This is a genomic window from Shewanella sp. A32, from assembly GCF_029167175.1.
Taxonomy (GTDB): domain Bacteria; phylum Pseudomonadota; class Gammaproteobacteria; order Enterobacterales; family Shewanellaceae; genus Shewanella; species Shewanella yunxiaonensis.
The window spans coordinates 22316-44660 of sequence record NZ_JARFTS010000025.1 but is presented as its reverse complement, the minus strand read 5'-3'; the positions used below and the strand labels follow the sequence as shown (position 1 = coordinate 44660).

The following is a 22345-nucleotide window of genomic DNA, read 5'->3' as shown; positions in this document are numbered from 1 at the left end:
AAAAGAAGATGTCGATCATTCAACGTTCTGGATCTGCTCGCGCATCTGTTCAATCAATACTTTTAATTCGACCGCGGCGGCAGTGGTTTCTGTACTGATGGATTTAGACGCTAGGGTGTTCGATTCACGATTGAATTCTTGCATCATGAAATCCAGTCTGCGGCCTTCTGCACCACCTTTTTTTAGAATACGCCGAGCTTCTTTCACGTGCGCTTCCAAGCGGTCCATCTCCTCTGCGACATCGAGCTTTTGCGCGGTAAGTACCATCTCTTGTTCGATGCGGGTAGGGTCTAATTCTCCCTTAACCTCACTTAAGCGGCTTGTCATCTTTTCCCGTTGCCATTCGATAACTTTGGGCATCTGTTGTCGAACGATAGCAATTTGCTGCTCTACACCTTCCAATCGACTGAGCAACATAGTGTTAATTGCCTGTCCTTCGCGTGCTCTGGCTTCGAGGAATTGGTCAATAGCGCTATCGAATGCTGCTAACAGTTCCACGCCAATCGCATCCATGTCCTGCTCTTGTGCCGACATCACGCCAGGCCAGCGCAGAATATCCAATAACTCCAAACGACCCTCACTCGCTTCGTCTTTGACCCACTGTGCAGCTTTTAGCAGTTGCCGCGCCAAGTCCTCGTTGAGTGTTAGTTGGTTTTGCTGATCGCCCTTAAGTTCATAACGCAGGTTAACTTCTACCTTGCCTCGGTTTAACCGTTGACGCAATTTGTCGCGTAAAATGGGTTCAAGGCTACGTAATTGCTCAGGCAATCTTAAATAGGTTTCAAGGTAACGCTGGTTAACGGAACGTATTTCCCAAGACGCGGTGCCCCAGGTGGCTTTATGCTCAACGCGGGCATAGGCTGTCATGCTGTGGATCATATCAATATCCCGTAGGTCAGATTTCATGATAAGTACAAGATTATAAACGTCTGGCGGTTATGGTTAAAGGAAATCGCTGTCATTAGCCCGGTATTGGCCATCCGCCGTAGCACTCGTGTGAGTGAGGTCTTATAATAGCGCCACATTTATTCGATTCAGGAAGTTGTTATGCGCCCCAGCTCTAGAACACCGGCTCAAAACCGCCCGGTTACCATTACCCGTCAATATACCGCTCATGCTGAAGGCTCAGTGTTAGTGGAGTTTGGCAATACTAAGGTACTGTGTACAGCTAGTTTTGAAGAAGGTGTACCACGTTTTCTTAAAGGGCAAGGGCAGGGCTGGGTGACTGCAGAATACGGCATGTTGCCGCGTTCAACTCATAGTCGTATGGACCGTGAAGCAGCACGCGGTAAGCAGTCTGGAAGAACGCAAGAGATCCAACGTTTGATTGGTCGTTCTTTACGTGCCGCAGTTGATATGAAGTTGCTGGGTGAAAACACCATTGTCATCGACTGTGACGTTATTCAAGCTGACGGCGGTACCCGTACAGCAGCGATCACTGGTGGTTGTGTGGCATTGGTTGATGCGCTCAATTGGGCCCGCGCAAAAGGTATTATCAAAACTAATCCGTTGAAATTCTTGATTGCAGCTGTCAGTGTCGGCATTTTTGATGGTGAGCCGGTATGTGATTTGGAGTACGTAGAAGATAGTGCTGCTGAAACAGATATGAATGTGGTCATGACCGAAACTGGTAAAATCGTTGAGATTCAGGGAACCGCAGAAGGTGAGCCGTTCAGCCATGAAGAGCTGGCCAGCCTGCTCGAATTGGCCAAACACGGTATTCGCGAAATCGTTGATGTGCAAAAAGCGGCGTTGAGTTAATCAATTAAGCTACTGCGCCAAGATATCCCCTTAATAACAGGAATTGATGTGAAACCTTACCAGCGAGAATTTATCGAATTCGCCTTACAACGTAACGTATTACGTTTTGGCGAATTTACCCTTAAATCTGGTCGCAAAAGCCCTTATTTCTTCAACGCCGGACTGTTCAACACCGGTGGTGATTTAGCGCGATTGGGACGCTTCTATGCTGCCGCGCTTGTCGATGCCGCGATTGATTATGACCTGCTATTTGGTCCTGCCTATAAAGGCATCCCAATCGCTACCACTACCGCCGTAGCGTTGGCAGAGCACCATAATATCGATATTCCCTATTGCTTTAACCGTAAAGAGAAAAAAGACCACGGCGAAGGCGGTAGCTTGGTTGGTAGCGAGCTCAAAGGTAAGGTGATGCTGGTTGACGACGTGATCACCGCAGGTACCGCAATCCGCGAATCGATGGAGATTATCCAAGCGAATGGGGCATCACTCGCGGGGGTATTGATCGCGCTGGATCGTCAAGAAAAGGGCCGCGGAGAGCTATCAGCAATCCAGGAAGTTGAGCGTGATTTTGGTTGCCACATTGTAGCGATTATCAAATTGGCTGATTTGATTGCCTATCTGAGTGAAAAGCCAGGTATGGAAAGCGAACTGGCGGCTGTAAAAGCCTATCGCGAGCAGTACGGTATTTAAAGCTACTCGCTGCGCATTGAAAAAGCCTGGTGATATACCAGGCTTTTTTGTTACAGCATCCGTTGGGTGTTAACGTAATGGATGTAAAAATTCTGCGCGGGTTGCGGGATTGGATTTAAAAATACCCCCCAGTGCCGTTGTGGTAGTCGAACTGGTCGAATCCATAACGCCGCGTGCTTTGACACAGTAATGCACCGCATCAATTTTGACGGCCACATCTTTTGTTTCAAGCAAGGCTTGCAGTGCCACTAATACCTGCTGGGTTAACCGTTCTTGCACCTGCGGCCGTTGAGCAAAAAAGCGCACAATACGGTTAATTTTCGATAGGCCAATGATCTTTTTGCGTGGCAGATAGGCAATAGTCGCGGTGCCATCAATCGTTACCAAGTGGTGCTCACAGGTACTGGTCAGGCTAATATCCTGCACGCGTACCATTTCATCGAAGCCCATCTTATTGTCGATAAGCGTGATTTTCGGAAAATTCTTATAATCCAAACCGGAGAAAATCTCATCGACGTACATTTTGGCAATACGCTTAGGTGTATCTGCCAGGCTATCATCGGTAAGATCCAACGACATCAACTGCAGAATTTCGCGCACATGTCCTTCGATTTTGGCTTTGCGTTCACCATTGGATAAGTCACAAGGCACCATGGGTGTTTCTAACCCTTTTTCTATCAGTGTGGCTTGTACTGTTTTTGCGGCTTCAGATAACGCCATTTTCGATTCTCCTGTGCAGGTACTACTAAAAGGCCGACTGCACATCACGGCAGTTGTGATATGTCTCACATTCTATCGGGGGGATGGATCATAGCGCGAATCTATATAAATGCACACTCTTTAGCATCATATTGACGAGTTATGGCGTTACATGCCATGCGTCTATTTCAGGCGTTGCCCTAAAAAAGTCTGTTAGTTTTTGGTATATTCTGACGCGATAACTGCAAATTTCTGCTAGGGTAGCGACAAAATTGTATAGCACTTCCGCGATACATCTTGTTGCTTCAACGTAAGTGTCTTTGTCATAAAGGTAAAGCTTACTGAGAGCCCGTTAAACTTTGACTATTTTTGGTGGGAGCCACTATGACAACACTCACAATCATTCGTCCAGATGACTGGCATGTTCACCTTCGCGATGGTGAAGTGTTAACGGACACTGTGCGTGATATCAGTCGCTATAATGGACGCGGGGTGGTGATGCCTAACACTGTTCCGCCAGTGACAACCACTGAACTGGCCAAACAGTATCGTGAACGCATTATGGCTCAACCCCATGCTTCTCAGTTCCAGCCATTAATGACTCTTTATCTGACAGATAACACTTCTCCTGAAGAAATTCGTACGGCTAAAGCCTCTGGCATTGTTGTCGCCTGCAAACTTTATCCAGCGGGAGCGACTACCAACTCGGATTCCGGCGTAACGTCTGTCAAGAATATCTACCCCGTACTCAACGCCATGCAGGAAGAGGGACTGCTGCTGCTTGTTCATGGTGAAGTTACCACCAAAGACGTGGATATTTTTGATCGGGAAAAGGCGTTTCTGGAAAACGTTCTGGCACCCGTTGTAAATGATTTTCCGAAGTTGAAAATCGTTTTGGAACATATCACGACAGTGGATGCCGTTAATTTCGTTAAGAACGCCGGAGACAACGTCGCCGCGACGATCACTGCGCATCATCTGTTGTTTAACCGCAACCACATGTTAGCGGGGGGTATTCGCCCCCATTTTTACTGTTTACCAATTTTGAAACGCGCAACCCATCAGGAAGCACTTATTGGCGCCGCAACATCGGGCTGTAAAAAGTTTTTTCTGGGAACTGATTCCGCGCCGCATGCAAAAGACCGCAAAGAGTCCTCTTGTGGTTGTGCAGGATCTTATACCGCTCATGCAGCTTTGGAGCTTTATGCAGAAGTGTTTGATAAAGCGGGTAAGCTGGAATCACTTGAAGCTTTTGCTAGCTTCAACGGTCCTGACTTTTATGGCTTAACTCGTAACCAGGATACCGTCACACTGGTCAAAGAAAGCTGGGACGTTCCTGCTACTTTGCCGTTTGGTAGCAATGTCATCGTGCCGATTCGTGGTGGTGAAAAAGTAGAGTGGAAAGTGAAATAAGCGTTCACTTATGAAGTAATTGTGGAAGATGGCTCATATCGTAAAGAAATGAGCCATCTTTTTATGTTAACAGCGCAGATTGCTCATGAGATTATTTACAACCTTATTCCAGTTTGGATTGTACTGTCTGATGGTGTAACGCCCAATCCGAGCTCGATTTTATAGTTTAGGTGGCCTGTCATAACTATGTCGGCGTATTGCCAGGGTGAGAGCCACCAATTCAAGATGTTCTGGGTAAGAGAACATCTTGAATCAAAGCCTCTTAAGCAGTTTTTACTGTTTGTAGTCTGCGAATTTTAACTTTGCAGCAGTTGTTTCTGAATAAATAACCACTGTTCTTCAAAGTGTTTGGTAGGCTTCTGGTGGAATTCGCTGCGCACAAATTGTGCAATCCGTCCCTCTGCCACGGCTAACAACATATTGGCGAGAATGCCTTCATCTAAATGGAATTTTTGACCTTCTCTTAAAGACTTTTCACGCAGTATCTGTTTTAAGTTAGTTTCGAATTTTGCGAAAATTTGATTGACGCGCTCTCGCAAACGCTCGTGTTCGCCGAGCAACGCATCACCGTTGAGTAGGCGTGAAATCCCGGGGTTTCTCTCGGCAAATACCAGCAATAGTTGCAGCATGAGTTGGCAACGTCGCATGGTATCCTTTTCTTCCGTCATAATCAGATTGGCGCGAGACAGCAAAGACTCTTCGATAAATTCGATAAGACCTTCAAACATCCGTGCCTTGCTGGGGAAATGGCGGTACAGCGCCGCTTCAGAAACGCCCACTTCAGAGGCTAGCTTTGCGGTAGTGATCCTTTGACCAGGATTAGTTTCCAGCATTTGCGCCAGACTCTGCAGGATATGGTCCCGCCGATTGATTTTTTCTTTTGTCATGGTCGCGCTAAGACTCACTTGGTACCAGAATGGCCAAAGCCGCCTTCGCCGCGGTCAGAGGTTGCAAATTCGTCGACCACTTCAAATTGCGCTTGTACCACAGGGACAAACACAAGTTGCGCCAAACGATCACCAATTTCCAGTTTGAACGGTGTATTGCCACGGTTCCAGCAGGATACCATTAAGGGACCCTGATAATCAGAATCGATAAGGCCGACAAGATTGCCGAGCACGATGCCATTTTTATGGCCAAGGCCAGAACGTGGCAGAATAACGGCAGCTAACGCCGGATCGGCCACATGGATAGCGACGCCCGTTGGGATCAGCACAGTTTGTCCCGGTTCAACGGTCAGCGGCGCCTGGATCATCGCTCGCAGATCCATCCCGGCACTGCCAGGGGTGGCGTAAGCTGGCAACGGAAATTCACTGCCGATACGGCCATCAAGAATTTTTAGTTCAATCGGTGTTTTCATGGTTTGCTTTTATAGTTAACGATGAGATTCAGTAATTGTTTTGCCAAGTTAAGTTTATCTGTCGCAGGCAGATCGTGACAGCCATCTTTTGTAAAAACTTTCAGGGCGTTGTTATCTGCATTAAACCCTTGTCCGGCGACAGATACATCATTGGCGGCAATCATATCCAGCTGTTTACGGTGGAGCTTATCCAGCGCATATTGTGCTAAATTATGGGTTTCAGCCGCAAAACCGACGGTAAATGGGCGTGGCGTTTGCGCTGCAACGGTAGCCAGAATATCCGGGTTTTTGACCAGTTGCAGTTGCATGGTGTCATTGGTTTTTTTGAGTTTATTTTCAGCCGGATTTGCCACGCGGTAGTCTGCGACTGCCGCGCAGCCGATAAAGATCTGTTGTTCTGCAATGTTAGCCATCACCGCGGCCAGCATCTGTTCTGCCGATTCGACATCTATGCGCTTTACCCCAGCCGGCGTAGGCAGGTTGACTGGCCCCGTTACCAGTGTCACCTCGGCCCCCATCGCCGCCGCTGCGGTTGCCAGCGCGAACCCCATCTTCCCAGAGCTGTGATTGGAGATATAACGCACCGGATCGATAGCTTCCCGAGTCGGGCCCGCGGTCAGTAGTAATCGTTGCCCTTGTAATAACGGCGCAGTAAAAAATTGACTCGCTAATTCTGCAATCTCTAACGGTTCCAACATACGGCCGGGGCCGATTTCACCGCAGGCTTGGCTGCCGACGCCTGGTCCCCAAAGGGTAACTCCTCGGTCCGCCAATACCGTGAGATTATCTTGTGTTGCTGGATGCTGATACATCTGTTGGTTCATTGCCGGACAAACGACCAGCGGCGCTGCGGTGGCAAGTGCAATTGTCGTAATCAATTCATCTGCCATTCCCGCTCTGAAGCGCGCCAGCAGGTTAGCGGTGGCTGGGGCGACGATGTATAGATCCGCCCAACGTGCCAGCTCAATATGGCTCATTCCCGCTTCAGCAGTCGGATCGAGCAACTCGGTTGCAACGGGATGGCCGGACACTGCCTGTAAGGTCAACGGTGTGATGAATTGTGTGGCACTGGCACTCATCACTACTCTAACGTCTGCCCCTCGCTCTTTCAATCGGCGCACCAGATCAGCACTTTTGTAAGCAGCGATACCACCGCCAATACCCAACAGGATTTTTTTGTGCATCAAGCTCATAGGAAGATTCGACTTGGTGGAGTAACTGGCGCTAAACATACCATAAAGCATACGGTGTGTCGCAGTCACAGGTGGTAAAAGTTAGGCCATACTTAACTGCTAAGGATTTAGTGGGAACGGTGGAAAGGAGTCTGCAATGGCAATCAGAGACTGGCCAGATGGTGAAGGGCCTCGGGAAAAAATGTTACAACAAGGGGCGGGTGGTCTGAGTGACGCAGAGTTATTGGCTGTGCTGTTACGCAGTGGCTTACCTGGGCAGAATGCCGTGGATATGGCGCGCGATATGCTGCTGACGTTTGGCTCATTGCGACAATTATTAGCGGCACCGGTTGAACAGGTTTGCCGTTTGCCTGGGGTTGGACCGGTAAAATTTGCCCAGTTGCAGGCGGCAGCAGAGATTTCTCGCAGAATTTCGCGAGAAAAGCTGCAAAGAGGGACGGTTTTGACAAATCCTGATTTAACTCGCGACTATTTAATGAGACAATTGGCAGACCGAGCCTACGAAGTGTTTGCCGTACTATTGCTGGACAGCCAGCACAGGGTGATTCAGTTCGTTGAACTGTTTCGGGGAACATTGGATGCCGCTTCCGTTTATCCGCGAGAAGTCGTGCGTTTGGTGTTGGAAAAGCAGGCTGCAGCGGTCATTGTTTGCCATAATCATCCGTCTGGCGTGGCAGAGCCCAGTCTGGCGGATCGGCGAATTACCGAGCGATTGAAAAACGCGCTGACAACTATTGATGTTCCTTTGCTGGATCATATGGTTGTGGGCGATTGTGAGATAGTTTCGTTCGCTGAGCGCGGGTGGTTGGAATGATCATTGGCTTGATCTTTATTCAATTATCTAGTATAACATGCGCCCTCTTTGTGCCTCGGGCGACGGCCATACGGGGTACATGAATGCTCGAGCGTTAGAAATTGTTTTTGGAGAAGATTGACATGTCTAGAGTATGCCAAGTTACTGGCAAGCGTCCAATGGTTGGTAACAACCGTTCGCACGCGAAAAACGCAACGCGTCGTCGTTTCTTGCCTAACCTGCAGAACCATCGTTTCTGGTTAGAAGACGAAAAGCGTTTTGTTCAATTGCGCGTTTCTACCAAAGGTATGCGCATTATCGACAAGAAAGGTATCGAAGTTGTTGTAGCTGAACTTCGTGCCCGTGGCGAAAAGGTGTAATAGAAAATGGCTAAAGGTAAAGGCAACCGCGAAAAGATCAAACTGGTATCCAGCGCTAAGACAGGTCACTTCTACACTACTGACAAAAACAAGCGCAACATGCCAGAGAAAATGGAGATCAAAAAATTTGATCCCGTGATCCGTCAGCACGTTATCTACAAAGAAGCTAAAATCAAGTAATTGCTTTTATGCCGAATGCTGAAAAGCCCTTTGACTTATGTTGAAGGGCTTTTTTGTTATGGGATAGAAAACGCGCAAAATGTCGTCGGCTGTTATAGGATCGCCAAGTCTGTCGAACTGTTGTCATTTATTGCAGGTATAACAGAACTCAACAGATTTGGTGTGAAAATAAATGCTTTTAAAGTGAATTAAAATGCATTAGCATGACGCGCAATACATGCTATCGGCATGTTTTTCTTTTTATCGCTATTGTAAGAGGCAAAACACAAGGTGCGTACCACTGAATTGGTTGACTCCTTTCGTCACTCAGCTCCCTATGTCAATGCTCATCGCGGCAAGACATTTGTGGTAATGCTGGGCGGCGAAGCCGTTGCCCACGGAATGTTCCGTTCAATTATCAATGATGTTGCGCTGTTGCACAGCTTGGGGATCAAAGTGGTGTTGGTATATGGTGCCAGACCACAAATTGATGCAGCATTGGCACAGAACGATATCGAACCTGCGTATCATAATGGCGTGCGTATCACTGACGAAAGTACGCTCAAGGTGATTAAGCAGGTAGCCGGTTCACTACAGTTTGATATTACCGCCAGGTTATCCATGAGCCTGTCCAATACACCAATGCAGGGCGCACAAATTAACGTTGTCAGCGGTAATTTTGTCATTGCTCAGCCACTAGGGGTGGATAACGGCGTGGACTTTTGCCTGTCAGGCAAAGTTCGCCGTATCGATACTCAAGGTCTGAAGCATATGCTTGATACCGGTGGTATCGTCCTGATGGGGCCGATTGCAGCGTCTGTTACTGGCGAAAGCTTTAACTTAACTGCAGAAGAGGTCGCAACCCAGGTTGCGATTAAACTGAAAGCAGACAAAATTATCGGCTTTTCATCACGCCACGGCATTGAAGATGAATTCGGTGAAGTGGTCGCTGAATTGATGCCAAATGATGCACAAAAGCTGCTCACCAGCCTAGCGGATCAGGAAGACATTGATCGCGGCACTCTGGCATTCCTGAAAGCCAGTATCGACGCCAGTCGCGCCGGTGTCCCACGTTGCCATCTGGTGAGTTATCAGGAAGACGGCGCGTTACTGCAGGAACTCTTTACCCGTGAAGGGATTGGGACCCAGATTGTCACTGAAAGTGCTGAACGGTTACGCCGGGCATCTATCACTGATATCGGCGGTATTTTGAACTTGATCCGGCCGTTAGAAGAGCAGGGTGTTTTGGTTAGACGTTCTCGTGAGCAACTGGAACGTGAAATCGAACAGTTCATGGTGATCGAACGTGATGGTTTAGTGATCGGTTGTGCGGCGTTGTATCCATTTGAAGAAGACAATGCCGGTGAATTTGCGTGTCTGGTCGTTCATCCAGACTATCGTGATGCTGACCGTGGCAGTTTGCTGCTGAAAAACATCATCAACCAGGCCAAGGTGCGAGGGTATGCACATCTGTTTGCCCTAACAACCCGCAGTATTCATTGGTTCCTAGAGCATGGTTTTGAGATGGTGGAAGTCGAAGCCTTACCGCAGAAGAAAAAGCAGTTATACAACTATCAACGACGTTCAAAAATTTTACGTCTTGAACTCTAATCTTAAAGCCCTGCAACGCAGGGCTTTTTTAATGCAAGAATGAAAAGTTGACATATTATGTCGGCCGGCTAAAAATAAGTCTCAAACACTTCAGGATATCGGGTACTTATCATGGAAAGCCAATGGTTTATACTCGCACCGCTAGGGAAAACTGCACATGTCAGCTTCATGCTCTTGTTATTAGTGCTGCTGGCACTGCTCATGTTTTTATTATTCAAACCAATGCCTGCAACTGCTAAAGCCGCCTCCGCTGGCCTGTTACTAGCGACGATAGGTTTTTTCACCTGGATATACTGGCAAACCAATAACGCAGGATTATCGCTTTCCGCGAAAACACTGGATATCAAGGTGCCTTTATATAGCCAAAGTATTGCGTTATCCCATCTACAGTTACAGCAGGCGCAAACAATTAATCTCGCCGACAAGGCAACCCCGGCTTTATCGTGGCGAACTAATGGCGTTGGATTACCTGGGTATAGTTTAGGTTGGTTTCGACTGGATTCTGGCAGCAAAGCGTTTGCTGCCGTCACCGATAGTCATAATGTGATAATGGTGCCTACAGATTTAGGCTACACCTTGTTACTGAGTACCGTCGATCCCTCATCGCTTTTGCGGGCATTAAAAGCGGCGTCTACGCCTTAACAGCATGTTACTAGTGAAGACCGCCAGCGCTGCCCAGATAAAGCCAAAAGTCACGCTTTTTTCCATATCAAAACGTTCGTGGAACCAGGTAATGGCCATAATGAACATGATACTGGGACCGACATATTGAAAGAACCCAAGCGTACTTAAAGGAATACGGACCGCCGCACCAGCAAAACATAGTAAAGGAATGGTCGTGATGACCCCGGCGGCAATCAGTAACAGATTTAAATGCCAGCCATTGGCGAACATGTGGCTGGTTGTTGGTGCATCACCCAATATCACATAAAGGATCGCGGGTGGCACCAGTACGGCTGTTTCCACTAACAGCCCAGTGGCAGCGTCAATGTTGACCTTTTTGCGCAGTAAGGCATAAAAACCGAACGTGGCCGCCAAGCCTAAAGATACCAGCGGTATAGATCCAAAGGAGATTAATTGAATAGCTACTCCTGACGCAGCTAACAACACTGCCAGCCATTGCCAGCGATTGAGCTTTTCAGACAAAAATATTAGGCCGAGCATCACGTTGAACAACGGATTGATAAAATAGCCGAGACTGGCATCCAACAGGTGATCATTGTTGACTGCCCAGATAAACAACAGCCAGTTGCCCGCAATCAGAACTGATGTTACCAGGAGTACTGACAGCTGTTTCGGCCGACGTAATAGTGCTCTGAGCTGACCAAATCCGCCCATAAAACTCATCATGATCCCCATCAGTAGGAACGACCAAATGATGCGATGAATAAGGATCTCAATCGGAGATACCTGATGTAGCAATTTAAAATAGAGTGGGGCAAATCCCCAAAAAATATAGGCACAAAGTGCCAGAATAATGCCTTTACGGTATTCAGATTCAGCCATGGAAAGTATTTGAAAAGAACTTAGGAACTGGATTGTATGGGGCAAGCCACTGAATACGCAAGCACACTTAAGAAGTGAATAATCTCAACACCGGAAAACGCTGATTGTGGCTGGTGCTCTGGTTGAATTGTCCGTTAAAATAGTACTGAATTTTGCCATAATAATTGATGATGGAACACGCTCTTACTTCGCATTCAGCAATGCTTTCACAAACAGCAACAGCGCCATTGGAACTGATGCTGCGTCAAGTATTCGGCTATCAAAGTTTTCGTCTCGGACAACGCGAGGTGATGGACCAGATACTGAGCGGGCAGGATTGCTTGGTCGTTATGCCCACCGGTGGCGGCAAAAGCCTGTGTTACCAGTTGCCTGCATTGCTGATGCCGGGATTGACGATTGTGGTATCGCCTTTGATCTCCTTAATGAAGGATCAAGTCGATAGCTTATTGCAATCGGGGGTTAATGCGGCTTACCTCAATTCATCTTTGCCGCGGGAACAGCAACTACAGATATTGCGACAACTGCATGAGCGAGAGCTGCAACTGCTTTATATCTCACCCGAGCGGCTATTGCAGCCAACCTTCTTAGAGCGGCTGCAGCATTTGTCAGTGTCGATGTTTGCCATTGATGAAGCCCATTGTATCAGTCAATGGGGTCATGATTTTCGCCCTGAATACGCTCAGCTCGGTATTTTAAAACAGTCATTTCCTCATATCCCGGTAATGGCGCTGACGGCAACCGCTGATCAAACTACGCGGTTGGATATTTGTCAGCGACTACAGATCCATCCATACGAATTGCTCTCCAGTTTTGACCGTCCCAACATTCGCTATACCGTTGCAGAAAAATTAAATGCGGCTAATCAGCTACGGCAATTTATTACAACGCAGCAAGGGGCCTCAGGTATTGTGTATTGCTCTAGTCGTCGTCGCGTGGATGAGGTGGCTGAACGGCTGCGGCAACAAGGGTTTTCTGCTGAGGCATATCATGCTGGTATGACTCAGGAAGCGCGCAGTAGTGTGCAAGAGCGGTTTCTGAAAGATCAACTGGATATCGTGGTGGCAACGGTGGCCTTTGGTATGGGGATCAACAAATCCAATGTGCGTTATGTGGTGCATTATGATTTGCCTAAAAGCATCGAGTCCTACTATCAAGAAACGGGACGAGCCGGTCGGGATGGGTTGGAAGCCGAGGCTTTATTATTATTTGAACCGGCGGATATTGGCCGTGTACGCCATCTGATTGATCAAGGTTCGCCCGGACCGCAACAGGATGTGGAATTACATAAGTTAAATACCATGGCGGCGTTTGCTGAAGCCCAGACTTGTCGTCGACAGGTACTACTGCATTATTTCGGTGAAACGGCGGATAAGCCGTGCGGCAACTGTGATATCTGCCTAGATCCTCCTAAACGTTATAACGGTACTGAAGATGCTCAGAAGGTACTGTCATGCGTCTATCGCTTAAAACAGCGTTTTGGTATCAATCATGTTATTGAGGTGCTGCGTGGAGCAAGTGTTGCGGCCGTGGTTGAACGAGGCCACGATAAATTATCTACATGGGGGATTGGTAAAGATAAATCCCATGAACATTGGTTAAGTGTTATTCGTCAACTGATCCATCTGGGGCTGATTAACCAAGACATCACTCGCGGCTCATGTCTCACACTCAATGATGCAGCCAGACCGGTCCTTAAGGGAAATGTGGCGCTGATGTTGGCCGAACCGCGACTGACAATACCGGTGACCAGACGTCGTCACGGACATCAGGCACCGTTAAATTATGATCGAAAGCTATTCGCCAGATTGAAAATGTTACGTCGCAGTGTGGCGGAGGATTTAGATGTACCACCGTATCTGGTTTTCAACGACGCCACCCTAGCTGAAATGGCAGCGATATTACCCACCAGCGAAAGAGAACTGCTCGCTATCAATGGCGTCGGAGAACGCAAACTGGCGCGGTTTGGCAATCCCTTTTTGGATGAAATCACGGCTTACTTGGCCGGAGACTGAAAACTCTCCTCATTACGGCTGCGACTGAGTTGGCTGATACTCGCCCTTTTGAGCAGTGTTTGTAATGTGTCGGGCTGCTTCAGTGAGGCGATTCCGACATGTGATTTACTGGTATGCCAGCGCTGTAATACAGGATCAAGTTGCTCAACGACACGTTCCGAACCGGCGTTTGACGTATAGGGCAGGATGACGAGTAGTTCCTCCGCAGAATGCTGGATCAGCTTATCCTGCTCTCTTAATTTTTTTTCAATCTCGTCCTGTAACGCTGGCAAATCAATCTGGCGCACATGACGAATATCAACCAGCAGCAAGCTGAGCGGTTGGCCGGTCTTTTTGGCGTTAGCCAACATGCTTTCTGCCAACTGTTCATCATTACGTTGAGCTAAGTTGGTGACTAGCGTCCAGCCACGACTTTTACTGAATACCCATAAGGCCATGCCGGCAATTACCAACAACAGAAAGATAACCAATGCATAAATACGATCAAGTTGTTGCTGCTGATTGAGCGTCGCTTCGCGAATTTGCTGTTGCGCCTGAGTTTGTTGTTGTTCTTGTAGCTCCAACTTGGCTTTGTACTGCATAAACTGGGTATTATTGAGTTTTTCTTGCGCCTTTTGATTTGCCTCAACGGCAAGTTGCATAGCTTGGTAGGCATCGCTGTAGTCTTTATTTTGAGCGTGAATTTTGGCTTGCAGTGTATAAGCACTGGCGAGATCATCATACTGAGCTAGCTTTTGGGCAAAATTAGCCGATGAGTGCAGTAGTTCTAATGCTTCCTTTGGTCTTGCTTGTTTCATCCGAATTAGGGCCAGTACTCTTTGGACTCTGAGTAGTTGATAGAAGTTATTATGCTCAATGAGAGTCTTAGTGGCATCGTCCAAAAATTTTTCAGCGGCCTCGATATTGCCTAACTTAAATTCGATAGCACCGATTTGAATTTGACTAACGGCATACTCTTGAGATGAGCTAATTTCTGGTAGTAAATCTATGGCTTGTTGTAGTGCGGTTAAGCTTTTTTCTTTATCGCCGGAGTCCAGCGCTATTCTGGAGCTCATAACTAATAGAGATTGACGCACTTTTCCTTTACTCTGCGGATCATGTAGTGCTAACTCAATGTAGTAATTGGCTTGTGGAAGATCCCCAGTCGCGTGCATTACACTGGCCATATCGGCATATATATATGCTAGGGGCGGCCAAGCCCAGTTATCTTTTTGATTATGTAGGTCCGGATAGACGTCTAAGGAGAGACGCAAACTTTCTATAGCCGAAGTGTAGTTGCCAACACCAATCTCAAATTGTCCTTTTAGCCGCAATGCACTAACCATTGCTTGAGGTTGATAACGGCTTTTAGCATCTTCGATAGCCGCGTCTAACAGAGGAAATGCGTTTTTTAAATCGTCTGTATAGCCATATCCATCAGCTTCACACTGCTGAAAGTAAGCTATGGCTGGTTCCAATTTTAGAAATCGTGCTTTTTTTTGTGCTTCCTGGGCTAACTTAATTGCTGCCTCATGTTCTCCTAGTTGAAGCAATACATGACATTTAAGCAGTTGTAGCCGCAATAGCTGTTTATCAGTAAGAGATTGCTTTTTCAGTGAATCTAACTGTTGGTTAGCTTGACTGGGATATTGATAGACCAAAGAAACCAGTTCATCCAGAGCTTCATTGGTATCGGCGAGCGCTGGTGTGATAACAAACAGCAAACTCAATACCAAAATGCGAAAGTCCATTTACTCTCCGTTTTTTCTTTGCAATCCAGTGGTGAAAAATCGAGCGGCGATTATAACGTGTTTTAACGGTTTTGTTGCACAGGAAATCAATGGTATGACATTTTTAACGATTTTATTGTTATCTGGTGCCGATAACGCTGCAAATTTAATAGATTTGGCAGATGACTAAATGAAATTGTCTCAGAAATGAAAATTGGGTTGACAGCAGCGCTTAAGCCGGTTAATTATTGGACCGCACCGTTGAATAGTTCCGGTGGCACAGTGACAAATGACAGACGAATTTTTAGTATATTTGGTATGAAAAACTACAGCAAATCACTCTCTCTCCTCCTCCTTACTCTCGCAAGCGCTGCGCGGAGGAGTTGATGCTGTCTACCAGATAGTGAAAGGAAAACTCAAAACCCCGCGCCGAATACGCGGGGTTTTTTGTTTTCAGCATTAATGTATTGATATGACCGATATCTACCGATGGAGAAATCAGATGTCTGACAAAGTATTTATTTTTGATACCACATTGCGTGACGGTGAACAGGCGTTGGCAGCCAGTCTGTCCGTAAAAGACAAATTGCAGATCGCCCTGGCACTTGAACGCCTGGGGGTAGACATCATGGAGGTGGGCTTCCCGGTGTCTTCTCCCGGTGATTTTGAATCGGTGCAAACCATTGCTCGTACTATCAAAAACAGTCGTGTTTGTGCTTTGTCTCGCGCACTGGAAAAAGATATTGATGCGGCAGCCCAGGCGCTGGCGGTGGCAGAGCAGTTCCGTATTCATACGTTTATCTCCACGTCCAACATTCACGTTGAAAGCAAGCTGAAACGCTCTTTTGACCAGGTATTGGAAATGGCCGTTGGCGCCGTTAAATATGCCCGTCGTTTCACCGATGATGTCGAGTTTTCTTGCGAAGATGCTGGTCGTACGCCAATCGATAATCTGTGCCGCATGGTTGAAGCCGCAATTACTGCCGGGGCGCGTACCATCAATATTCCCGATACCGTGGGTTACACTATTCCCAACGAGTTTGGTGGCATAATCCAGACGTTGTTTAATCGGGTCCCCAATATCGATCAGGCGGTGATTTCCGTACACTGCCATGACGATCTGGGGTTGTCCGTGGCAAACTCTATTGCTGCAGTGCAGCAGGGCGCTCGCCAAATCGAATGTACCGTCAATGGTATTGGTGAGCGTGCCGGTAACTGTTCTCTGGAAGAGATTGCGATGATCCTGGCCACCCGTAAAGATTTCCTGGGCTTGGAAACCAGTATTAATGCCAAAGAAATTTATCGGACTTCCGCGTTAGTGAGCCAGATATGCAATATGCCGGTGCAGCCTAACAAAGCGATTGTCGGCTCCAATGCCTTTACCCACTCCTCTGGTATTCATCAGGACGGCATGTTGAAGGCGAAAAATACCTATGAAATCATGACGCCGGAAAGCATCGGGCTGAATCGTAACAATCTGAACATGACCTCTCGTTCTGGCCGCCATGTGATTAAACACCGGATGCAGGAGATGGGTTATGGCGAAAATGATTACTCACTGGATGTGCTGTACGACAAATTCCTGAAATTAGCCGATAAAAAAGGTCAGGTATTTGATTATGACCTGGAAGCGCTGGTGTTCATGGAAGGTAAGATTGAGGGCGATGAATATTATCAGATGGAGCAGTTGGCGATTGCGTCGGACTCTATCAAGGGTGAAGCATCTGCCACTGTACAATTGAATATTGGTGGTGAAAGTGTCAACGCTACCGCCAGCGGTAACGGCCCGGTGGATGCCGCTTATCATGCGATTGCCAAGGCCAGCGGCACTGAAGTAAATATCAACAGTTACAAGCTGAGTGCTAAAGGTGAAGGCCAGGATGCGCTGGGACAGGTGGATATTACCGCGCGTTACCGCGGGCAGAATTTCCACGGCGTGGGCTTAGCCACAGATGTGGTTGAAGCATCTGCATCCGCACTGGTATATGTGATGAACCTGATCCACCGCGCGGACCAGGTTGCCGATCAAAAACAGAAAATTATGGAAAAGAAGGAATTGGGTGGCGTATGAGTTACAAAGTAGCCGTATTGGCGGGCGACGGTATTGGCCCGGAAGTGATGGCCGAGGCTCGCAAAGTGCTGGTAGAGGTAGAAAAGCGTTTCGGTCTGGACATTGAATATAGTGAATATGATGTTGGTGGCGCGGCTATTGATAACCATGGATGTCCGTTACCCGAAGCAACACTGAAAGGTTGCGACCAGGCCGATGCCATATTGTTTGGTTCTGTGGGAGGCCCCAAATGGCAGCATTTGCCACCCGACAGTCAGCCTGAGCGTGGAGCCTTATTGCCACTGCGTGGTCATTTTCAGCTGTTCTGTAACCTGCGTCCGGCAAAATTACATGATGGCTTGGAGGCATTGTCGCCACTGCGTGCCGATATCTCTTCCCAAGGCTTTGATGTCGTGTGTGTGCGCGAATTGACTGGCGGTATCTACTTTGGCAAACCCAAAGGTCGTCAGGGCGAAGGCGAAACTGAAGAAGCGTTTGACACCATGCGCTACAGTCGTCGTGAAATTCGCCGCATCGCGAAGATTGCCTTTGAAACCGCCCGGCTGCGCAAGCAAAAAGTCACCTCAATTGATAAAGCCAACGTACTTGCCTGTTCCGTACTGTGGCGTGAAGTTGTCGAAGAAGTGGCAAAAGATTACCCCGATGTCACGCTGGAGCATATGTACATCGATAATGCCACCATGCAATTGCTGCGGCGCCCATTTGATTTTGATGTGGTGCTGTGCTCTAACCTGTTTGGTGACATTCTGTCTGATGAAATTGCCATGTTGACGGGTTCCATGGGGCTGCTGTCCTCTGCCTCCATTAATGGCAGCGGCTTCGGTTTATATGAGCCTGCTGGCGGCAGCGCCCCGGATATTGCCGGCAAAGGGATTGCTAATCCGGTAGCGCAGATCCTCTCTGCCGCACTGATGCTGCGTTATTCTCTGCAACAGGAAGATGCGGCTTGTGCTATTGAGCGAGCAGTCGGCAAAGCCTTGGCCGAGGGTTTCCTTACTGGTGAGCTGTTACCCGCTGCACAACGTGACCAGGCAAAAACAACCAAGCAGATGGGCGACTTTATCGCCAATGCGATCCGGGAAGGTGTGTGACATGGGAAAAACATTGTACGAAAAAGTGTGGGATACCCATGTGGTGGCCACTCCTGAAGGCGAAGCGCCAATCATCTATGTTGATCGGCACCTGGTTCATGAAGTGACTTCACCGCAAGCATTTAGTGGCTTAAAAATGGCGGGTCGTAAACTGCGCGCCCCCGAAAAGACTTTTGCCACGATGGATCACAACACCTCTACTCGCAGTGCCAGTCTGGACGCCCTGAGTCCGATGGCTCGGACTCAGGTGGAAACCCTGCAACAGAATTGCCAGGACTTCGGCGTCCGCCTTTACGACATTCATAATCCCAGACAAGGGATTGTGCATGTGATGGGGCCGGAGTTAGGGATCACTTTGCCCGGTACTGTCATCGTCTGCGGCGATTCGCATACCGCTACTCACGGTGCGTTTGGGGCCTTGGCCTTTGGTATTGGTACCTCTGAAGTGGAGCATGTGCTGGCAACCCAGACACTGCGGCAGCTGAAAGCCAAAACCATGAAAATCGAAGTCCGTGGACAGGTCGGTGAAGGCATTACTGCCAAAGATATCGTCCTGGCCATTATCGGTAAGATTGGCATGGATGGCGGTACCGGTCATGTTGTCGAATTCTGTGGTGACGCCATCCGCGCGTTATCGATGGAAGGCCGCATGACACTGTGCAACATGGCTATCGAAATGGGCGCTAAAGCTGGCATGGTTGCGCCAGATCAAACCACGTTTGATTACTTGCAGGGTCGAGAATTTGCACCTAAAGGTGAAGCCTGGGAACAGGCGGTAGCTGCTTGGAAGCAGCTGCACAGCGACGCAGATGCCAAATTTGATGTGACAGTAGTGTTGGAAGCCGCTGACATAGCACCGCAACTGACCTGGGGGACAAATCCTGGACAAGTCACCGCTATTGACCAACCTGTGCCAAATCCGGCCGATGAAGCCGATCCTGTAGTGCGTGGCAGCATGGAAAAGGCACTGCAGTATATTGGGTTGATCCCCGGTACCTTGATGACAGATGTGGCGGTTAATAAAGTTTTCATTGGTTCCTGTACTAATTCGCGCATTGAAGATCTGCGCAGTGCGGCAGCGCAAATCCGCGGCCGTAAAGTCGCCGCTAGTGTGAATGCGATTGTGGTACCAGGATCTGGTCAAGTGAAAGCTCAGGCAGAAGCAGAAGGTTTGGATAAGATTTTCACTGATGCCGGTTTTGAATGGCGCTTGCCTGGCTGTTCAATGTGTCTGGCAATGAATGATGACCGCTTGGCCCCTGGTGATCGTTGTGCATCTACCAGTAACCGTAATTTTGAGGGCCGTCAGGGACGCGGAAGCCGCACCCATCTGGTAAGCCCGGCAATGGCCGCCGCCGCCGCAATTGCGGGTCATTTCGTTGATATTCGCCAGAGTGCAGAGGAGAAATAAGATGCAGGCTTTTACTGTTCATACCGGGATTGCCGTGCCTCTGGACAATGCCAACGTAGATACCGACCAAATTATTCCTAAGCAGTTTCTGTCTAAAGTCACTAAAGATGGCTTTGGGGTGCATCTGTTTCATGATTGGCGCTATCTGGACGATGCAGGAACTCAGGCAAATCCTGATTTTGTAATGAATCAGGCACGTTACCAAGGGGCTTCTATCTTATTGGCGCGGGAAAACTTCGGTTGTGGCTCCAGCCGTGAGCATGCACCATGGGCTCTGGCTGACTATGGACTGCGTGCGATTATTGCCCCGAGTTTCGCTGATATCTTTTATGGTAATGCGATTAACAATGGCTTGTTACCAGTTAAATTGGCCGCTGATGAGGTCGATCAGCTGTTTGAGGAAGTGACTGCGAAGGTTGGCGCCAAAGTGACGGTGGATTTACAGGCCTTAGAGGTTATTGCGCCGAGTGGTAAGCGTTTTGCCTATACACTTGCACCGTCTGCACGTCACAATTTGTTGAATGGCTTGGATGCCATCGGCTTGACCTTGGGACATGAAGCCCAAATTGCTGAATATGAAGGAAAACTACCTGCTTGGCGCGGGTAAGTTAATCAGCAATAAAAAAGAGCCTGCGGGCTCTTTTTTATTTTCAGCGTACACCTGTACTACCAATAATCCGATGTTACTCATATAAGCTTGAAGTAAAGTTACTCGAGTTGTCTTCTTTTTATTATGAATGCAATAAATATCTAAATATTTCAATATATTAACTACGTGCCTTGCTAAGTTTTTTATCGGCAGCAATTAATGGCAGTGATTTATACTGAAGAATTAATTTAAAAATTGAGAACATTTGTTTATTTATAATTCAAATAAAAAATAAATAAAAACAATATATTAATAAAAATATTGAAAATTTATAAAGATATTTAAGAGTATTGTTGTTCCTGATTTTTTGAAATTTAATTGTTTAAAACGAGTGTTTGATAAAAATTTATCACTTATATTTTCACTAAAGCAGAATAAAACTCTGAATTATTGGCAATGCTTGCAAAGATCTTCTGTCGCGGTAAACTGCATCGCCAAAATAATAACAAGTATTTCAACAATTATACTCAACAGACTAGACGAGAATAACAATGAAGAAACAAAAGATTACTTTAGCCATATCAATAGCGATTTTGGGGATCGCAGCTCAGACTCAGGTTCAGGCGGCAGGTTTCCAATTAGCAGAATCCTCCGCGACCGGACTCGGCCGCGCGTTTGCCGGTGAAGGTGCTTCAGCTGAAAATGCTTCCGTTCAGGCGCGTAATCCAGCCATGCTGAGTTACTTAGAAGGTCGACAAATGTCGGTTGGTGCTGTTTACGTTATGCCTTCTGTAAGCACTCCCGGCACTCTTACTATTGATTCAGCATTATTGCCACAGTCAATTTCCATGAATGCGGATGTGGACGATGTGGCCAATAACGCATTAGTGCCAAATTTCTATTATTCCAGCCAATTGAATGACCGTTGGACATGGGGTCTGGCAATTAACTCCAACTATGGTTTATCCACCGAGCTTGATAGCACTGCAGCAGCGGCTATTTTCGGCAACAAAACGTCGGTCACTACGGTTGAAGTGAATCCAAACATTGCCTATCGCATCGACCAACGCTTCACCGTCGGCGGCGGTTTGCGTTACGTCTATGGCAAAGGGGAAATTGGTGCATCCACGCCTGGATGGATCAGTGCTGTGGGGGCTTATGTGCCATCATTGGCGTCCAGTTTGCCACCAGCTGGTACTGAACTGAAGTATCTGAAAGGTGATGATTACGGCTACGGTTACCAGGTGGGTGCCAGCTGGCAAATTGATCCTAACAACCGTATCGGGGTTTCTTATCACAGCAAAGTCGATCTGACCCTCAGTGGCCATGCCAGTGGCTTACTGTACACCGGTGGCTCCAGCCAAGTAGACGGTTACCTGCCACTGGAACTGCCTGCCTTTGCCGAACTGTCATCTTTCCATCAGTTGACTGATAACTGGTCAATGCAAGCCAGTGTCAACTGGACCGATTGGAGTGTGTTTGACGAGTTAGTGGCCTACTTCCCAGGTGAGCAAAAGCCATTGGGCAATATCACCAGTGATGTTGTTAAAGAAGAACACTTCAAAGATAACTGGCGCTTTGCGCTCGGTACTATGTATCACATCAATGAATCCTGGTTATTGCGTGCCGGTGTCGCCTTGGATAAGACCGCTGTAAGTGATGAAAATCGTACCATCACAATTCCGGATAGTGATCGTCACTGGGTCAGTGTTGGGGTGGGTTACGCTGCTACCAAAAATCTGAATATCGATTTGGGCGTCAGTTATCTGCGTACTCATGGTTCTGCTCCCATTAACGAAACCCAGAATATGCTAGGTTTAGCTCAAGTGACGTTTAATGGTGAATCTACAGGCCATGTATGGCTGGCAGGTTTGCAGGTATCTTACAAGATTTAATC

General features: G+C 47.7%; 21 protein-coding genes. 14 read left to right on the top strand and 7 right to left on the bottom strand.

Translation table 11 applies throughout. The features are described 5' to 3' along the window. Positions 1-15 precede the first annotated feature (15 nt). On the bottom strand, positions 16-879 hold the full coding sequence (locus PY479_RS15010) for a YicC/YloC family endoribonuclease (protein WP_212596475.1): 864 nt from the start codon (positions 877-879) through the stop codon (positions 16-18). Positions 880-1047: 168 nt separating this feature from the next. Here PY479_RS15010 and rph point away from each other — a divergent pair, with 168 nt between their 5' ends. Together rph and pyrE are read left to right on the top strand one after the other, a co-directional pair. Beyond that, complete coding sequence (gene rph / locus PY479_RS15005; protein ID WP_212595126.1) at positions 1048-1761, top strand: ribonuclease PH; 714 nt, start codon at positions 1048-1050, stop codon at positions 1759-1761. Between the two features lie 48 nt (positions 1762-1809). Next, positions 1810-2451 (top strand): orotate phosphoribosyltransferase, encoded by a 642-nt coding sequence (gene pyrE / locus PY479_RS15000; protein WP_212595127.1) that lies wholly within the window; start codon positions 1810-1812, stop codon positions 2449-2451. Between the two features lie 69 nt (positions 2452-2520). Here pyrE and folE read toward each other — a convergent pair whose 3' ends face one another. Continuing rightward, the gene (folE, locus tag PY479_RS14995; protein ID WP_275484244.1) at positions 2521-3171 is read right to left on the bottom strand and encodes a GTP cyclohydrolase I FolE; all 651 of its coding nucleotides are present in this window, start codon (positions 3169-3171) and stop codon (positions 2521-2523) included. Between the two features lie 363 nt (positions 3172-3534). Between folE and pyrC the strand changes: the two genes are divergently transcribed. Next, entirely contained in the window at positions 3535-4563 is a 1029-nt protein-coding gene (gene pyrC, locus PY479_RS14990) for a dihydroorotase (RefSeq protein WP_275484243.1), read from the top strand. Between the two features lie 296 nt (positions 4564-4859). Here pyrC and slmA read toward each other — a convergent pair whose 3' ends face one another. From slmA to coaBC, 3 genes are read right to left on the bottom strand one after another with little or no spacing between them, the layout of a single operon-like run. Further along, on the bottom strand, positions 4860-5450 hold the full coding sequence (gene slmA / locus PY479_RS14985) for a nucleoid occlusion factor SlmA (RefSeq protein WP_212595130.1): 591 nt from the start codon (positions 5448-5450) through the stop codon (positions 4860-4862). 14 nt (positions 5451-5464) lie between these two features. After that, on the bottom strand, positions 5465-5923 hold the full coding sequence (gene dut, locus PY479_RS14980) for a dUTP diphosphatase (protein ID WP_212595131.1): 459 nt from the start codon (positions 5921-5923) through the stop codon (positions 5465-5467). After that, positions 5920-7116: a bifunctional phosphopantothenoylcysteine decarboxylase/phosphopantothenate--cysteine ligase CoaBC gene (gene coaBC / locus PY479_RS14975; RefSeq protein WP_212595132.1), complete on the bottom strand. Its 1197-nt coding sequence runs from the start codon at positions 7114-7116 to the stop codon at positions 5920-5922. The genes dut and coaBC overlap by 4 nt, the downstream gene beginning before the upstream one ends. A gap of 136 nt (positions 7117-7252) precedes the next feature. Between coaBC and radC the strand changes: the two genes are divergently transcribed. The 5 genes from radC (at position 7253) to PY479_RS14950 (ending at position 10701) form a co-directional block, all read left to right on the top strand. Continuing rightward, complete coding sequence (gene radC / locus PY479_RS14970) at positions 7253-7930, top strand: DNA repair protein RadC (protein WP_212595133.1); 678 nt, start codon at positions 7253-7255, stop codon at positions 7928-7930. A 122-nt stretch (positions 7931-8052) separates the two neighbouring features. Next, the gene (rpmB, locus tag PY479_RS14965; RefSeq protein ID WP_028769274.1) at positions 8053-8289 is read left to right on the top strand and encodes a 50S ribosomal protein L28; all 237 of its coding nucleotides are present in this window, start codon (positions 8053-8055) and stop codon (positions 8287-8289) included. Positions 8290-8295: 6 nt separating this feature from the next. Beyond that, positions 8296-8469, top strand: a complete 174-nt coding sequence (gene rpmG, locus PY479_RS14960; protein WP_133040119.1) for a 50S ribosomal protein L33 — start codon at positions 8296-8298, stop codon at positions 8467-8469. Positions 8470-8739: 270 nt separating this feature from the next. Beyond that, positions 8740-10059 carry an amino-acid N-acetyltransferase gene (argA, locus tag PY479_RS14955; protein WP_212595134.1) on the top strand — a complete coding sequence of 440 codons (1320 nt, stop codon included), beginning with the start codon at positions 8740-8742 and terminating at the stop codon, positions 10057-10059. Positions 10060-10170: 111 nt separating this feature from the next. Next, positions 10171-10701, top strand: coding sequence for a PH domain-containing protein (locus PY479_RS14950; protein WP_275484242.1), 531 nt, complete (start codon positions 10171-10173; stop codon positions 10699-10701). Here PY479_RS14950 and rarD read toward each other — a convergent pair. Next, positions 10678-11565, bottom strand: coding sequence for an EamA family transporter RarD (rarD, locus tag PY479_RS14945; RefSeq protein ID WP_275484241.1), 888 nt, complete (start codon positions 11563-11565; stop codon positions 10678-10680). The genes PY479_RS14950 and rarD overlap by 24 nt on opposite strands. Positions 11566-11765: 200 nt before the next feature. Between rarD and recQ the strand changes: the two genes are divergently transcribed. Continuing rightward, complete coding sequence (recQ, locus tag PY479_RS14940; protein WP_275484240.1) at positions 11766-13577, top strand: DNA helicase RecQ; 1812 nt, start codon at positions 11766-11768, stop codon at positions 13575-13577. On the opposite strand, the gene PY479_RS14935 is transcribed toward recQ, so the two are convergent. Then, positions 13559-15307, bottom strand: a complete 1749-nt coding sequence (locus PY479_RS14935) for a hypothetical protein (RefSeq protein ID WP_275484239.1) — start codon at positions 15305-15307, stop codon at positions 13559-13561. The two genes, recQ and PY479_RS14935, sit on opposite strands and share 19 nt — an antisense overlap. A 481-nt stretch (positions 15308-15788) precedes the next feature. Between PY479_RS14935 and leuA the strand changes: the two genes are divergently transcribed. The 5 genes from leuA (at position 15789) to PY479_RS14910 (ending at position 22343) form a co-directional block, all read left to right on the top strand. After that, complete coding sequence (gene leuA / locus PY479_RS14930) at positions 15789-17357, top strand: 2-isopropylmalate synthase (protein ID WP_275484238.1); 1569 nt, start codon at positions 15789-15791, stop codon at positions 17355-17357. Continuing rightward, a complete protein-coding gene (gene leuB, locus PY479_RS14925; protein ID WP_212595139.1) occupies positions 17354-18448 on the top strand; it encodes a 3-isopropylmalate dehydrogenase in 1095 nt (364 codons plus the stop codon). The genes leuA and leuB overlap by 4 nt, the downstream gene beginning before the upstream one ends. 1 nt (position 18449) lies before the next feature. Beyond that, a complete protein-coding gene (gene leuC, locus PY479_RS14920) occupies positions 18450-19859 on the top strand; it encodes a 3-isopropylmalate dehydratase large subunit (protein WP_275484237.1) in 1410 nt (469 codons plus the stop codon). A 1-nt stretch (position 19860) separates the two neighbouring features. After that, entirely contained in the window at positions 19861-20466 is a 606-nt protein-coding gene (leuD, locus tag PY479_RS14915) for a 3-isopropylmalate dehydratase small subunit (protein WP_275484236.1), read from the top strand. Between the two features lie 533 nt (positions 20467-20999). Then, positions 21000-22343 (top strand): outer membrane protein transport protein, encoded by a 1344-nt coding sequence (locus tag PY479_RS14910; protein ID WP_275484235.1) that lies wholly within the window; start codon positions 21000-21002, stop codon positions 22341-22343. Positions 22344-22345 lie beyond the last annotated feature (2 nt).